The organism is Agarivorans sp. QJM3NY_30 (assembly GCF_050870855.2).
Classification (GTDB): domain Bacteria; phylum Pseudomonadota; class Gammaproteobacteria; order Enterobacterales; family Celerinatantimonadaceae; genus Agarivorans.
On sequence record NZ_CP194038.2, the window covers coordinates 2,174,001 to 2,188,676 of the forward strand.

A 14,676-nucleotide genomic window follows, 5' to 3' on the forward strand; every position below is an offset into this window, starting at 1 on the left:
GTGAATGAGTCAGTATTGTGTTATGAACTATTTAAGTCAATTTGTCCAAAATAAACTAGTGCTAACCGTTGGGGTGATTCTTTTTACCTTCCTGGTCAAATTTGTTGCTGTTAAATTGATAGATAAACAGCAAAAAAATAATGGTAAGGACCATCGAGACCTGATTAGTAACGTTAAAAATTTTCTTATTTTCATATTAGTCTTATTGCTATTCAATTTATGGGCTGGCGAATTGCAAAAATTTGCATTTTCTTTAGCGGCATTTGCAGTTGCGATAGTGCTAGCAACCAAAGAGTTTATTCAATGCATCATTGGTTTTTTCTATCTGATGTCAACTCGTCCCTTTCGGGCGGGGGAGTGGATCCAAGTTGATAACACTGTAGGGGAGGTTTCCCAATTGGATTGGATAAAAACCACAGTATTGGAAATTAATATCAATACTTATCAATACACAGGTAAAACCCTGTTTATTCCCAATAATAAATTAATTACCAGCACAATCAAAAACTTAAACTTTATGAAGCGTTATGCGGTGCATCATTTTGTGCTGGTGCGAGATACCATGATTAACCCTTTTAGTTTTGTTGCTCAATTGGCTGAAAATGCTGAAAGCTACTGTAATGACTTTGAAGACGTCGCAGCTCGTTACAACCAGTCTATCGAGCGAAAAATGGGGGGCGCAATCGTTGGGCCGAAACCGCAATTGGAAGTTGGCACCACTGAACTTGGTTATATGAAAATAGAGTTTACAGTGTTTTGTCCGACCGAAAAGGCAATGGAAATAGAGCAACAACTAACTGCTGATTTCATGCGTTTATGTTTGGCTGAGCAACAAAAACTAGGAGAAGTTTTGGCTAAATAAGAGGCCGCTTTTATAAAGCCTATTGAGATAGCGGGTCTTACTATCGATTGAAAGCCCTTTGTTGGGCTTTTTGTCTATGTGTGGTCGAGCACATCATAAGGGATGTGTTTATGCAGGGGGCTCTGCGGAGTCAAAACACTCAAAACAGACACATAGCGGTAAATCGTCGCTTTTATTCGCGCTTTGCGATGATCTTTTCAACGCTTAGTTGATGGTCGCTTGTACTAAGTTAAAGAATCAGGGATTATACGGAATTATTTTGTATGAACTGTTTTTATAGGTAGGCTGGTATGAGTGAGGCGGAAAATCGCCCTAGCAATTTCATTCGTCATATTATTGATGAAGATCTTAAGTCAGGAAAACACACTAGCGTTCATACGCGTTTTCCTCCAGAGCCAAATGGCTATTTACACATCGGCCATGCGAAGTCGATCTGTTTAAATTTTGGAATTGCTCAGGATTACCATGGCGCGTGTAATCTACGTTTTGACGACACGAACCCAGAAAAAGAAGATATCGATTACGTTAACTCGATCCAGCAAGACGTTAAGTGGCTAGGATTCGACTGGGATGGCGAGGTTCGTTATTCATCAAATTACTTTGACCAGTTGTATGGCTATGCGCTAGAGCTGATTGAAAAAGGCTTGGCTTATGTTTGTTTCTTAAACGGAGATGAAGCTCGGGAATATCGTGGCACCTTGAACAAGCCAGGGAAGAACAGCCCATATCGTGATACTTCGGTTGAAGAAAATTTAAGTCTGTTCGAAAAAATGCGCGCTGGTGGATTTAAAGAAGGCGAGTGTTCATTGCGAGCCAAGATCGATATGAGTTCATCGTTCATGTGTATGCGAGATCCGATCATTTATCGAATTCGTTTTGCTCACCACCATCAAACGGCAGATAAATGGTGCATCTACCCGATGTACGATTTTACGCATTGTATTTCTGATGCTATCGAAGGCATCACTCATTCGCTATGTACCTTAGAATTTCAAGACAATCGTCGTTTATACGATTGGGTATTAGAGAATATTACGATTGATAGCATTCCACATCAGTATGAATTTTCACGTTTAAATCTCGAATATACCGTGATGTCTAAGCGCAAGCTAAATACCTTGGTGACAGACCATCATGTAAATGGTTGGAATGACCCTCGTATGTTAACTATTGCTGGCTTACGTCGCCGTGGTTATACCTCAGCTTCTATTGTCGAGTTCTGTAAACGGATTGGTGTCACTAAGATGGAAAACATGGTTGAGATGCCAATGTTGGAAGCTTGTATTCGTGAAGACCTCAATACCAATGCACCTCGAGCGATGGCAGTATTGGATCCGATTAAAGTGGTGATTGAAAATTACCCAGAAAATCAAACTGAGAATTTGCTTGCACCAATTCATCCAAGCGAAGATCGGGGAGAGCGAGTCGTTCCATTTAGTCGAGAACTATATATTGAAGCGGAAGATTTCCGCGAAGAAGCCAATAAGAAATTTAAACGTTTAGTCTTGGGTAAAGAAGTTCGCTTACGTAACGCTTATATGATCAAAGCAGAGCGTTGTGACAAAGACGCAGACGGCAAAGTGACCACGGTTTATTGTAGTTACGATGACACGACGTTAGGTAAAAATCCGGCTGATGGACGCAAGCCTAAAGGGGTGATCCATTGGGTTTCTGCAAAACATGCTAAACCGGCTGAGATCCGTCTTTATGATCGTTTATTCACGGTGCCAAATCCTGCTGCGGAAGAGGATTTCACCAAAGTACTAAATCCTGAGTCCTTGGTCGTTAAAAAGGCTTTTGTAGAACCGAGTTTAATTGATGCGGTTGCCGAACAAGCCTACCAATTTGAACGTCAAGGTTATTTTTGTGCTGATAATGTTGATTCCAGTCGCGAGCATTTAGTGTTTAATCGCACCGTGGGTTTGCGGGATACTTGGGCTAAAACCGGTGAGTAATGCTTTTTGTCAGCTTACAACTCTCAATGATTTGAAGGAATTCTGTCGATGGGCAAGAACCAAATAGTTAGCCAAGCGGATGCCTTAAAAGGCCGAGAAGAGGCGATTTGCTTAGATGGCATTCATGCAGTAAACGGGAGTGATTACCTTGCTGGCGTTTCTAATGGCTTGAGCGAAGCCTATTTTGCTTTGGGTTGTTTTTGGGGCGCCGAGCGTTTGTTTTGGCAACAGCAGGGGGTGGTGTCCACAGCGGTTGGTTACGCGGGGGGCTACACGCCTAATCCTAGCTATGACGAAGTCTGTACTGGGTTAACTGCGCATGCTGAAGCCGTGCGAGTCATTTATGACCCAACGGTGATTACTTATCAAGCGCTGTTAACTTGTTTTTTTGAGCAGCATGATCCCACTCAGGGAATGCGCCAAGGTGGTGATGTTGGCAGCCAATATCGTTCGATGATTTTTACTTTGAGTCGCGAACAGGCAGCACTTGCGGAGCAAGCGCAACGAAGCTACCAGCAGGCATTGAACAGCAAGGGCTTGGCGAAGGCAATTAGTACTGAAATTGTTGAGTTTGATAAATTTTATTATGCTGAGTCAGAACATCAGCAGTATTTGCACAAGAACCCTAATGGCTATTGTGGTTTGGGTGGTTTAGGGGTTTGCCTACCGCCTTGGCTGCAATAAGACTTTGTTGGTTTAAAAAAGCAGCGTATACGCTGCTTTTTTTATTAGCGATGAGGTTAATACCAATCTGAGTACTTATATGATTAATTTATTGCGCAGAATAAATCTGTCGATAACAAGGCATGCAACGCAGTAACTGGTGGCTCTAATTACAAGATACATTACGCAGTTAGCGCTGATTTAGATCCGCAAGAATGAACCGATAATGAGTTAGATTGGTATCAATCGAACTGTCGGAGAGTTATTTATTTTTAGTGGATATTCGCGACGTTATTCAGCTGATTCACCGAGAAATTTAATTTATGAGTGAGAGTACAAGGCGAGCTTTCGGGCTTAAGGCGACCAAATAAAACGATAGACAAAGGGGAGTAAGAACTCCCCTGTGCTTTGGACTAGCCGCGCAGTTTTAAGATACTAATTTGGTGGTTAATACCAAACTGTTCGGCTGCCTGTTTAAATCCGAGCTCCAAGCTTTCAAAACTCAAGCTTGATGTAAACTCCATACACAAAATGTCGCGTTCTTGCTCGATATTCCATAATACGGCTTCATCGGCAGTGGCACTTTGGAGTAATGGTAGAGCTTGGGTAATTGCTGCGCAAATTTTTGCTTTATATCTCATGAATCACCTTTAGGAAAGTAAACTTCGCAGACGGTCTACTTTCTAACATCTAGATATTAATCATTCCAAGGGTAATAGGGTGTAAGCAAATCAGGGCTTTTGCCCTGATAACAGACTTCCGCAAACACGCCTGTCATCATCCATGACTGAATTATAATAAAGCAATTTGCCATTTAAGGCTGTGTAAAAGTTCGCAAATTATAATCAAAATGACACGATTGACTATTTCTTGAGCGTGATGACCTTTTTTTGTGACTGTAGGTCGATGATGTAGAACTGAAACTAAGCTAATCTTCGTCGATGTCAATTTCTGGAAGTAAGTGTAAAACTAAATTACTCAGAGTAGGAAAGTTATTTTCTTTTAAAATTTGGTTCTTTGCGGTGGTTGAAAATGGTAATAGTTCTAGCCAGCGTAATACCACCCAGCGTGGATCATCATAGTCGAGATAATCTGGATGTTGTTTGTAGATTGGATGACGTTCAAGCACTTCTTTGAGTTTGCTTGTCATTCGTTGATTGTTTATTGCCTCCGAGCTGTCTTCCCACTCGGGGATTTTTAGAATGAGTCCACTAAGAAGGTTATCGTCAGCTTGGCTGATATCGGTGATAGAAACACGTTCGATAGCCTGAATGGAAATGCCTAACATCCCATCTTTTAACTGTTCAAAATCTTCGATAAGACAGAGTACACCGATGTCATTATCGGTGTTGTTGTGAGTTGGTTGGCATAATACAAATCCCTGTTGATTTTCACTTGCTAAGGCGACTAAGCGGAGATAACGAGGTTCAAAAATCCGCAGTTTACTTCGTCCGCCGGGCAGCATAAAAAGAGCTAAAGGGAATAAGGGTAGTCGCATAGTTCACCTAAATGGGGCTTGGCTTATTTGGTGCCTGTTGAGCTTTATGTTTTGGGTCAGGGGCAACGCGAGGTTGTCGCGATGCATATCGTTTAATCAGTTAAGCACACATATTGTAACTTTTCCTTGAAAGAATAAGAAACGAGTTTTCTACCGCACCGTTATTACTTGGATGTTTTCCTCGGTGAAAAAACGATGAAATCCTTGTATCAACTAGGTTCACCGAGATATTTGGAATAAAATGAGTGACAGAGGAGTCATGTTGGCAAGGCTATTTTTGTTCAGGCATTGCAAATAGTCTGCCGGCTCATCTTATGCTTAATAAGTAGGGGGTCTTCCCAAGTTCGCAGTAAAGGTGATTTGATATGTTTTACAATGAGAGATTTACGCCATAGCTAATGTCTGGTTTCCGAGATGAGGTCTAACTTGGAATGCGAGTATGTCATTGACTAAGAAATTGTATTTATGGGTATTATGAGATTTAAATAGTGTTTTGAGTATTTGTTTGTTCAATTTAATAATTCTTAGAGTTATTATTCTAAGGTCTATTGAGAGAGAGCCAATTATGCAACAGATCCATCGAGAGTTTGATCAGTTACTATCTCCGCTCGAACAACTTCAATCGCTGTGTGATAGATTACCTGATGCAGAACTAAGATCGCAGTTAATCAAACAAATTGCTTCAATCAGAGAGCAAAATGAACAAGCTAAACAAGAGCTATGTTCGCTGTTAAATCGTAATTCCTAGTGGTTGATATCTATCTGCATATCAATGTCCATAAATGGATCTTCTACTATAAATAGGTCTTCTAGTAGTACGTTATCCATGTTTATCGTTCCCTCGTAGAGGCTTGCCATTGACTGTATTTGATGCTGGGTTAAAAACTGGCGTTGTTCCTGAGTTAAACGACCAAGTTGGTCGGCGGTTAATAATTGGCTGATAAGCTGTTTGCTCTGTTCAAAATCTGTTTGTAAATACTGTTGGCGGGCTGAGCTAAGGCGCAGTTTCTGCTTCAGCTCCCATAGCTTGTAAGAGTTGTCCAAGGCATTGTCGGTCTGTGCGAGGGGGGGCATTGCTTGCTTGCTTGGGGAGATATCTGCCAAGGAGGGGGGCGTTTGGGGAACATCAGCTGCTTGACTGGTGTACCAAGCCCACGCCAAAGCAACATTCATCAGAATTAATAATGCCACTAATAGTGGCATGGTGACTCTTTTTAAAGCCTTGTTTTCTTTTTCTTGTTGCCGTTTAGCGATGGCAATACTGAGCTTTTGAATCGCAAACTGCTGTTGATGAATCGTTTTTTTTAAACTCTGGATCAGTTGTTTATCTTGTTGATTGACCGCTAGACTTAATTGCAGAGCCCCTTCACCTAAGATCAATTTGTGATAACTATTTTGGATCATCACCATTAGCGCCGCCGAACCACCTTTATCGGGGTGGCAACGCATCGCCAATTGCTTATATCGCGTTTTAATTTGTTGCTCGTCGGCATCTTCATTTAAAGCAAAAAGCTGGAAGTGAGTAGTCATTTAGCGTGTAACAATTCCTTTTATACAGGCTATTAGAATACAAAGTTTTGTTGTGCTTGTCTTAATATTTAAATGTGTTGTTACTGAGGATTGATTTGTCGATATTCTCATATTTATGACGAATGACTTGCGGAACTGGTGTTTATCATTTATTGCTGAAGCCATGAACCAATGGGCAATGCTGGTTGCATTCACGTCAAACCTTGTGCTTTGGCTTTATGCTCACTGATGTTGACAGATCCTTCGTCGGGGAGGAGAGGCGAGCCAGTTAGTGCTGATTTATTCGGCGTTGTTGGTGATTCATTTTGGTTGGCACACGTCAACGAGCCTGCCTTGTCTAAATATACAACAGCTCGCCGCAAAAACACGGATCAAAGTTTAACAGGCTCTAGTAGTTGCCACACTTTCTGGTAAAATCTTTGCGCAAATAATCGTTCCCTGTAAAACGCTCATCCTAATTACGGTTAGCGTCGCGTTTTCACTTTCTAAATAGGACTGTTTACCATGAGCCTCGCTGATAAAGTATTAGCAGTGAATAACGATCTTCCCATACGCACCGATAGCCCCGTTCACAGCGGTAAAGTTCGCTCGGTTTATTGGTTGACTGACGCCGATAGCAAACGGTTAATTTTAGAGAAGGGCTATGATGTTGCGCCTGACACTCCATTAGCGATTATGGTGATCAGTGATCGCATTTCTGCTTTCGACTGCATATGGCATGGCGAAGAGGGTCTCAAGGGCGTACCTGGCAAAGGGGCTGCTTTAAACGCTATTTCTAATTATTGGTTTAAGTTATTTAAACAACAGGGATTGGCCGATAGTCATATTTTGGATATTCCGCATCCCTTTGTTTGGATAGTGCAAAAAGCACGTCCAGTGATGATCGAAGCGATCTGTCGCCAATACATTACCGGGTCAATGTGGCGAGCCTACGAAAAAGGTGAACGAAACTTCTGTGGTATCAAATTACCCGAAGGCTTAAAACGCGATCAGAAGTTGCCAGAATTGCTGATTACCCCTTCGACTAAAGGCATTCTTAAAGGGATCCCTGGGGTGCCTGAAGCGGATGATGTGAATGTAACACGGCAAAATATTGCAGATAATTTTAGCGCCTTTAAGTTTCAATCGGCCGATGACATTAGTGTTTATGAAAACTTATTAAAACAAGGGTTTCAGCTGATTAGTCAAGCATTAAGCGAGGTTGATCAAGTGTTTGTTGATACCAAGTTTGAGTTTGGTTATGTGACGGATGCCGATGGAAACGATAAGTTGATCTATATGGATGAGGTTGGGACGCCAGATTCATCGCGGATCTGGGATGGCCCAGAATATCGCCAAGGAAAGGTTGTAGAAAATTCGAAAGAAGACTTCCGTCAAACGCTGTTAAATTATTTCCCCGACCCCGACATTTTGTTAAATAAAAATCGCATGGATGAACGTGAAGCCTTAGCGCGAGATAATAGTTTGCCTGTAGAGGTATTAATGAAGATCTCTAGTACTTATATTGGTATTGCTGAAAAAATTACCGGAAGTGAGATTGTGATAGGCGATAATCCTAAACAAGAGGTGATTGATATTTTGCGTAAAGAATATGACTTGATTGTCGATTAACTTTCTCTTCTCCTTCGACGCCAAATTATACTGGTGTTGTGCGCTGTTATGACCCGCTGAAGTTGGTCATAACAGCATATCGATTTAGCTCCCGCTTGTATGCATCACCTTAAAGCCGCCGTTGGCAGCGGTAGGCTGTTAGCGTTTAAGCTAAACCGCTCTGCTTTTACAAATATTCACTCAAACTTGCTTGGCAAAGCTCTAGGGCGTGACTGTCTTTGTTTAAACTTGCCTGAAGCATTTCGCCTAACAATGTGCTTAGTTTTACATCATCAAATTTTTGAGCACTGAGGATAATTTCTTGAACTTGTTTTTGCACTTCAGGCCATTGTTGTGCTTGCAATTGCCGATTGATCTGCGATAGCCGTTGCCGAGCTTCGCTGCTAAAGATGGGGTATAAGGCCTTTAGGTAACTCGCTGGTGTGCTAGCAGTGACTTGGTTCTCTATCTCTTCTGAGGTGGCTTGTTCTGTTGATGTACAGAGTTGATTAATTATTTGGCTATATTGCTGCTCGGTTTGGTTCAGAGTATCGAGTAGTTGTTCATCTTGAAATAACTGTTCGAAGAGCGATGATTTAAGTTGTTGTTGACTAATCACAGTGTATAGCTGCTCAGCAGTAACGGGTAATTCAATCTGTTGATAGCTTAGTTTTGCAAGGTATTTCGGCAGCTCTTGGAAAGACGAATCCTGAAGAATAATCAAATTTTGCAGTTTATGTTTTAAGGCTAATTGTGCGAGTTGAGGAGAGTGCACTTGGCTGGCATTGATGATTACACTTTCGATAGAGGCCAGATTCGCCAGCCGTTGCTGAGCTTGGTTAATGGTGCAATATTCAGCTTTTAAACCATAGCTTTCATTGAGAACGGCTATATAGTCTGGCGCTTGCGACTCGGTTCCTAGTGAGAAAACCAACCGTGCTTTTTCATTCGATTGGGCCAGCCCTTCTGCAGCGATAGCGGCCAAAGATGAGGCTTTTACTTCACGTTGTTGCTGTTGTTCGCTTTCAGGATTGCTAGTTATGAGTTGTTCATAAAGAAAACTACTCAGTCGTGGCCGTAAACAGTAACGGTGTTCCGATTCTAGTTGTGCCAATGGCGGCGGGGTGTCGACATAGATGAAGTGTTTTAACGATGTCGCAGCTAATTTAGTTATAAATTCAGGCAGCTCCGCTCGCTCACTGACATACCATAATGTTTGTGTGGTATCGATTTGCTCGAGTTGCTCTCGGGTGAGTAGTTGTAAACCAAATAATTGTAGTTGTAGATTAAGACACTGCTGGGCAAAACCGGGTTCTATATCGATAAGTACTTGGATTTGTGTTGCTTGAGTTTTTACCTGCTCGAGCATTGATGTTTTAGCGGTACTCTCTAGAGACATCGTTAAACACAAAGAGTCTTGGTATTGCTGTTGCTCGCCACCAATCTGTTCCAACAAGACTGAACTACAAGCTAACAGGGATTGTTGTATTGGCTGTAAGTGGTTGGCTTGTTCAACATCAATATTCAACTGTATTTGCTGTTGTTGTAAATCGAATTGAAATAGTACCTGAGTTCCCTCTGGATATAAGGAAATTAAATACAGCTGTAGGTCAAATATTGCCTGAGTGAGCGCAAGGTTTAACTGGTAGTAGGGCTTCAGTTCAGGGTTAATAACTAAGCCCCAGTCAATATTTTTACAGGCTAACAGGGGGGCAAATGTGCTGAGGCGCTGTTCAAATAGGTGAATCACAGAATAAGCATCGGTATTGAGTGTTACTGCTTTGTTTTGTACCCAAGGTAAACAGCGTAGCAAGCTCGATAAGCGCAAGCTGCTATCGAGCGCTAGACCTTTGTTGAGGTGATCCGCCAGTAAGGTGTTATTTAACTGGTGCAAGGTGCTGAAACATGCGGCTTTTAGTGGTGAATAAAGCTCAGCTAACTGTAACTGCTGGACGCTACTAGCCAAGCTTGTTTGGCTTGGTTTGGCTTTCGTTATTGTTGGTATTGGTACTAAACGAACTAAATACAAGGCATCGTCATGAAAGTTCAGCGTGATGTGAGTCGCATAGAATTGTTGATCGGAATTTTTACCACGGACTAACAAACAAAATTGTTCTGGGTAGGAGACTAAGAGCTCGATAAAATCAGCTGAATTTTCTGTATCTTGTTGGGCTTTAGGCTGAAAGTGCTCGTTTAAATTAGTGCGCGTTAGTTGCTCTGCAGCGATCCCCAAATAGCTTAAAGCGGATGGGCTCGCTTCGATCACATGATTATGTTCGTCGACCACATAGTAAGCTTGATTCAGCTGTTCTAAGAGGGCTTTTTTTAGACTATTGGCTCGACTTGATAGTGCAACTAATTGTTTGAGCTTTTGCTGATTTTGCAGTTGTGCACTATTAGCTTCACTGAGTTGTTGCTTAAGTTCTTGATATTGTTGTTCTACGGAAGCCGCTGATTGCTGATTTGTCTGTTGCGGTGCTTTTGTTGCATTTGATGTGGTTAAGGGCTTTGCTTGGGAAGTAACTTTGGGCCTGAGTATTCGTGCTGCGATTAAACTAAGTATTAATTGTAGAAAGGCGAGCAGAATAATTGGACGAGCTAATGGTTGTTGATTGGATTTCAACCAATCGACTAGCCTCGTTGGACTACTGAATTCAATTTCAACCCAAGCTAAAGGGTTGATCTGCTTGGCTGGGATCTGCTGATTATTAAATTTTTGGGCTAATTTATGGGCCTTCAGATAATTTTCACGACCCTGTTGCAAGGGTTTTCCGGCCTCCACCATTAGCTGCTGGCTGCTCTCATCTGTCACTTTCACGTAGTTGATACTAGGTGAAAGCAACAGTTGTTGAGCTAACGCTTCCAGCTGGGCTTTATTTTGACTATTTACCGCTTTTCTGGCACTGATTTCAAATAAACTTAAGGCCGTTTTCACTTCATTGACGCTAGCGTTACGTTGTTGTTCAAACAAGACCGGCAGACAAACAAAGCCTAGGCTGGTAATAATGACAAAGCTAACTAAGTTGATGATCAATACAGTTCTAAAAAAGTTATTCACAGTCGTCCTTGCAGTGAAAATATGCGTTTAGGCAAAGCGTTATTTGTGGATCATGATAACTCAAATTCATTGTCTCAGCAGTAATCTTGGCTCGCTTGTTGTTATCGCTGATAATAATAAAATTGTTGAGCTAGGTGAATTTTGCCAAACACACTGTTACATTAGCCTCGCAAAAACCAGTTTAGCGGAATGCCAATGAAATATAGTCCGAGTATCGATCATCTAATCAAATCATTACAAGTCTTACCTGGCGTGGGCCCACGCAGTGCTCAGCGGATGGCTTTTCATTTGCTAGAGCGCAAACGCCAAGATGGTTTGCAATTAGCCGCCAGTATTAATCAAGCCATGGAAGTCGTTGGGCATTGTGAATGTTGTCGTAACTTTGCTGAGGATGATTTATGTCCGATATGCCAGTCGACAAAGCGGATGAATAAGGGGCAGATCTGTGTGGTTGAAACCCCGGCAGACGTTGCCGCGATAGAACAAACGGCGCAGTTTTATGGTAGCTATTTTGTATTGATGGGCCATTTATCTCCCTTAGATGGGATCGGACCAAGTGAGTTAAACTTGGATAAATTGGAGAATCGGCTGCAAAACGAACCTATATCGGAACTGATCCTCGCCACTAATCCGACGGTTGAGGGCGAAGCAACCGCCTATTATATCTCTGATATGGCAAAACGTTACCAGGTAAAGGTGTCGCGTATTGCTCATGGCGTGCCGTTGGGGGGAGAGTTAGACAGTGTTGATGGGACAACTTTGTCTCATTCATTTATTGGTCGTCAGTCTTTCGATTAATTGCTGCCAGCCCCCGTGATCTTTAGACTCCTGCTTCGGCAGCTGTGTTTGTTTATAAGTCTATGTTTTTACAAGAAATCTCTTGCGAATTTGGAATTAACTTGCAGATATTTCGAGTCGCCTCACATAATCAAAAATAATTAGTGACCAGAAACAGTGATTACTGATAAATAGTACTTCATATTTGAAACGCTATTTTATTTTTAAGAGGACTGTTATGGGCTCTGCAAAATGTATGCTCGCTGTTTTGGTTTTAGGCCAGACGATGTTGTTAACAGCTTGTCAATCTCTGGATGTGGGATCGGTACAAGGTTCCGAGAAGATGGAGCCTCAGCTGAGTCACCAGACTGTAGAGCCTTCGGTCAGTCCGTTGCTTTTGAGTCGACCGATGGTCCCTACCTTAGCCTATGATGACCGCTCCTTGGTATTGGCTTGGAACAAACCCGATAATGGACAACAGATTGTTGATTATCGGGTTTATCAAAATGGGCAGCCATTGGGCTTGTCGAGTCAAAATAACACTACTCACAATCCAGCAAAGCCTTATATGGACCAGTTTTTTGCCGAAGATAAGGCTGGTTTTCACCAACGCAGTGTTTATCTAAACTTCAAGGTAAAGCATTTACAGCCAGCAACTGAATATCATTTCTCGGTTGCTGCTATCTATGCCGATGGTCGTGAATCGCCTCGCAGCCCGGTTCTCACAACCGAAACGGCAGCCCCCTTTAGCAGAGTGGTTGATATCCGAGACTTTGGTGCAATTGCAGATGGCCTAACGGTGAATACAAAAGCTATTCAGGCGGCAATTGACACTTGCTCGGTGGCCTCGACCAGTGCTTATGGATGTAAGGTGCTTATTCCATCAACAAACAGTGGCAAGGCTTTTGTGAGTGGGGCATTGTTCTTAAAAAGTAATATGACTCTGGAGATTGCAGCAGGAGCTGTTTTGAAGGGCTCGGGAAATGCCGATGACTATCCTTTAGGCCAGGGTTATCAACTGTATAGCTATCGAACCAATACGACCGATTCACGCCGTCCACCATCATTACTGAACGCCCTCAACCCGCATCAGATGAATGCTGAAAATCACAGCCAACATGGTTACGATTATCGTCGCGGTCGCTTTAACAATATCCGAATTGTTGGTGACGGAACCATCGATGGTGGCGGCTGGTTAAGGGGGAAGGACACTCAAGATGAACTAGGTCAGTCGCTGGCATATTATCCGGCAGGGAGTCGGGCGAAAGTATATCGCTTGGGATTATTGGCAAAAGACCAAATGCAAAAAGCTTATCGACAATTTAACCCCGCTTGGGATGGTGATACCGATGAAATTGACTATCAGGCGCAGTTACATCGTGACTTGTACTCGAATCGGCGCTCTAGCCTGGCAACCTTTCGTGGGGTGCGAGATATTTACTTTGCGGGTTTAACGCTACTCAACCCGGCCTATCACGGGGTGATGTTTCTAGAAGCCGAAAACACGGTGTTTGCTTATAATTCGGTTCAAACCTTTGATATTAACAATGCCGATGGGGTAGAGTTTGGTAATAGTGAAAACTCTCTGATCTTTGCTAATTTTATCGATAGTGGTGACGACTGTATAAACTTCGCTGCTGGTCAGGGGGCGGATTATCATTTGGGCTCTGCGCATGTGCAGGCCACCGATGGCGCTTGGATTTTTAATAACTATACCCGCGAAGGGCATGGCATGGTGGTTGCTGGCAGTCATACTGGTGCCTGGATCCAAAATATTCTGGCAGAAGAGAATGTTGCCTTTATGACCGATAATGGATTGCGAATGAAGAGCACTCCGGCTACTGGCGGGGGAGCGCGCAATATTACTTTTCGCAATAACGCGATGAAAGATATTGGTACCCAAAATTCCCATCAGATTGATGGCCTGATCATTGAAAATCGTGGCCGGGTCGGGAATCCATTTGTATTTACCTTGGCCTATAAAATGGGGGATAACGTATTTGAATCGGCACCCAAGGCTGCTCAATTTCGCGATATTGTGGTGCAGGATGTGAGCTTAGATAATGTTGATAGTGAAAGCCCGGCAAATTATTGGCTCAAAATCGATGGTTACGACGGTGCCGATCAAAGTTTGGTTTATCCAGAAACCTTTCAACAAAACTTTTTGTTTGAACATGTGCGAGTAAAAAATACTAAAGTTAGCCATATCAGTCGTCTGAAAGATGCAGTCTTTCGTGATGTGACGATTGAAAGTTGGGAAAATGCCGCGACTTCCCCATGGCAGCTCAGTGACTCAGAAAACATTCAGTTTATTGACGTCACGCCACCAATCAACCTCTAATCATGCACTCATCAGGCAAGCGATCTTGAATGGCTTGCCTTGTTGTTCGCTTTAACGAGCATCGGAACGCTTAACCCTATATGTTTTAGCCATTCAAAACATATATTCAGATTGACGACTAGCGCTTATACCCATCTGATTCATCATATGATTAATTTATTACGCAGAATAAATCTGCCGATAACCAGGCATTAAGTGCAGCAACTCGTGGTCCTAGTGACAAGATACATCACGCAGTTAGCGGTAATTTAGGCCCCCAAGAACGGCCAGATAATTAGTTCTATTGGATTAGTTAACCATAAACATTTCACGCGATGTTGGCCTTACTGAACGTCCAAACCTTGTTCTAGGTGTCGGTTTGGTAGCCAATATTAGCCATTTGAGCACCTTTAAAGGGGTGTT

At 42.5% G+C, this 14,676-nt stretch carries 11 protein-coding genes; 7 read left to right on the plus strand and 4 right to left on the minus strand.

What is annotated here, in order from left to right; translation table 11 throughout:
- Positions 1 to 22 precede the first annotated feature (22 nt).
- The 3 genes from ACRRSX_RS09965 (at position 23) to msrA (ending at position 3,501) form a co-directional block, all read left to right on the plus strand.
- Entirely contained in the window at positions 23 to 862 is an 840-nt protein-coding gene (locus tag ACRRSX_RS09965; protein WP_432453360.1) for a mechanosensitive ion channel family protein, read from the plus strand.
- 290 nt (positions 863 to 1,152) lie between these two features.
- Positions 1,153 to 2,817 (plus strand): glutamine--tRNA ligase, encoded by a 1,665-nt coding sequence (glnS, locus tag ACRRSX_RS09970; protein ID WP_432453359.1) that lies wholly within the window; start codon positions 1,153 to 1,155, stop codon positions 2,815 to 2,817.
- 48 nt (positions 2,818 to 2,865) lie between these two features.
- A complete protein-coding gene (gene msrA, locus ACRRSX_RS09975) occupies positions 2,866 to 3,501 on the plus strand; it encodes a peptide-methionine (S)-S-oxide reductase MsrA (protein ID WP_432453358.1) in 636 nt (211 codons plus the stop codon).
- A 392-nt stretch (positions 3,502 to 3,893) separates the two neighbouring features.
- On the opposite strand, the gene ACRRSX_RS09980 is transcribed toward msrA, so the two are convergent.
- Complete coding sequence (locus ACRRSX_RS09980; RefSeq protein WP_432453357.1) at positions 3,894 to 4,121, minus strand: hypothetical protein; 228 nt, start codon at positions 4,119 to 4,121, stop codon at positions 3,894 to 3,896.
- A 287-nt stretch (positions 4,122 to 4,408) separates the two neighbouring features.
- Entirely contained in the window at positions 4,409 to 4,978 is a 570-nt protein-coding gene (locus ACRRSX_RS09985; protein WP_432453356.1) for an LON peptidase substrate-binding domain-containing protein, read from the minus strand.
- A 565-nt stretch (positions 4,979 to 5,543) separates the two neighbouring features.
- Here ACRRSX_RS09985 and ACRRSX_RS09990 point away from each other — a divergent pair.
- Positions 5,544 to 5,726: a hypothetical protein gene (locus tag ACRRSX_RS09990; protein ID WP_432453355.1), complete on the plus strand. Its 183-nt coding sequence runs from the start codon at positions 5,544 to 5,546 to the stop codon at positions 5,724 to 5,726.
- Here ACRRSX_RS09990 and ACRRSX_RS09995 read toward each other — a convergent pair.
- On the minus strand, positions 5,723 to 6,508 hold the full coding sequence (locus ACRRSX_RS09995; protein ID WP_432453354.1) for a J domain-containing protein: 786 nt from the start codon (positions 6,506 to 6,508) through the stop codon (positions 5,723 to 5,725). The two genes, ACRRSX_RS09990 and ACRRSX_RS09995, sit on opposite strands and share 4 nt — an antisense overlap.
- A 504-nt stretch (positions 6,509 to 7,012) precedes the next feature.
- Here ACRRSX_RS09995 and ACRRSX_RS10000 point away from each other — a divergent pair.
- Positions 7,013 to 8,119, plus strand: coding sequence for a phosphoribosylaminoimidazolesuccinocarboxamide synthase (locus ACRRSX_RS10000; RefSeq protein ID WP_432453353.1), 1,107 nt, complete (start codon positions 7,013 to 7,015; stop codon positions 8,117 to 8,119).
- Between the two features lie 166 nt (positions 8,120 to 8,285).
- Here ACRRSX_RS10000 and ACRRSX_RS10005 read toward each other — a convergent pair whose 3' ends face one another.
- Entirely contained in the window at positions 8,286 to 11,156 is a 2,871-nt protein-coding gene (locus tag ACRRSX_RS10005; RefSeq protein ID WP_432453352.1) for a hypothetical protein, read from the minus strand.
- A 195-nt stretch (positions 11,157 to 11,351) separates the two neighbouring features.
- Here ACRRSX_RS10005 and recR point away from each other — a divergent pair, with 195 nt between their 5' ends.
- Complete coding sequence (gene recR / locus ACRRSX_RS10010; RefSeq protein ID WP_432453351.1) at positions 11,352 to 11,954, plus strand: recombination mediator RecR; 603 nt, start codon at positions 11,352 to 11,354, stop codon at positions 11,952 to 11,954.
- 217 nt (positions 11,955 to 12,171) lie between these two features.
- Complete coding sequence (locus ACRRSX_RS10015; RefSeq protein WP_432453350.1) at positions 12,172 to 14,274, plus strand: glycosyl hydrolase family 28 protein; 2,103 nt, start codon at positions 12,172 to 12,174, stop codon at positions 14,272 to 14,274.
- Positions 14,275 to 14,676: the final 402 nt, after the last annotated feature.

Bases quoted from the DNA above. Each gene is read 5' to 3' on its own strand.
- ACRRSX_RS09965 (WP_432453360.1), top strand. From the start codon at position 23: ATGAACTATTTAAGTCAATTTGTCCAAAATAAACTAGTGCTAACCGTT.
- glnS (WP_432453359.1), top strand. From the start codon at position 1,153: ATGAGTGAGGCGGAAAATCGCCCTAGCAATTTCATTCGTCATATTATT.
- msrA (WP_432453358.1), top strand. From the start codon at position 2,866: ATGGGCAAGAACCAAATAGTTAGCCAAGCGGATGCCTTAAAAGGCCGA.
- ACRRSX_RS09980 (WP_432453357.1), bottom strand. From the start codon at position 4,121: ATGAGATATAAAGCAAAAATTTGCGCAGCAATTACCCAAGCTCTACCA.
- ACRRSX_RS09985 (WP_432453356.1), bottom strand. From the start codon at position 4,978: ATGCGACTACCCTTATTCCCTTTAGCTCTTTTTATGCTGCCCGGCGGA.
- ACRRSX_RS09990 (WP_432453355.1), top strand. From the start codon at position 5,544: ATGCAACAGATCCATCGAGAGTTTGATCAGTTACTATCTCCGCTCGAA.
- ACRRSX_RS09995 (WP_432453354.1), bottom strand. From the start codon at position 6,508: ATGACTACTCACTTCCAGCTTTTTGCTTTAAATGAAGATGCCGACGAG.
- ACRRSX_RS10000 (WP_432453353.1), top strand. From the start codon at position 7,013: ATGAGCCTCGCTGATAAAGTATTAGCAGTGAATAACGATCTTCCCATA.
- recR (WP_432453351.1), top strand. From the start codon at position 11,352: ATGAAATATAGTCCGAGTATCGATCATCTAATCAAATCATTACAAGTC.
- ACRRSX_RS10015 (WP_432453350.1), top strand. From the start codon at position 12,172: ATGGGCTCTGCAAAATGTATGCTCGCTGTTTTGGTTTTAGGCCAGACG.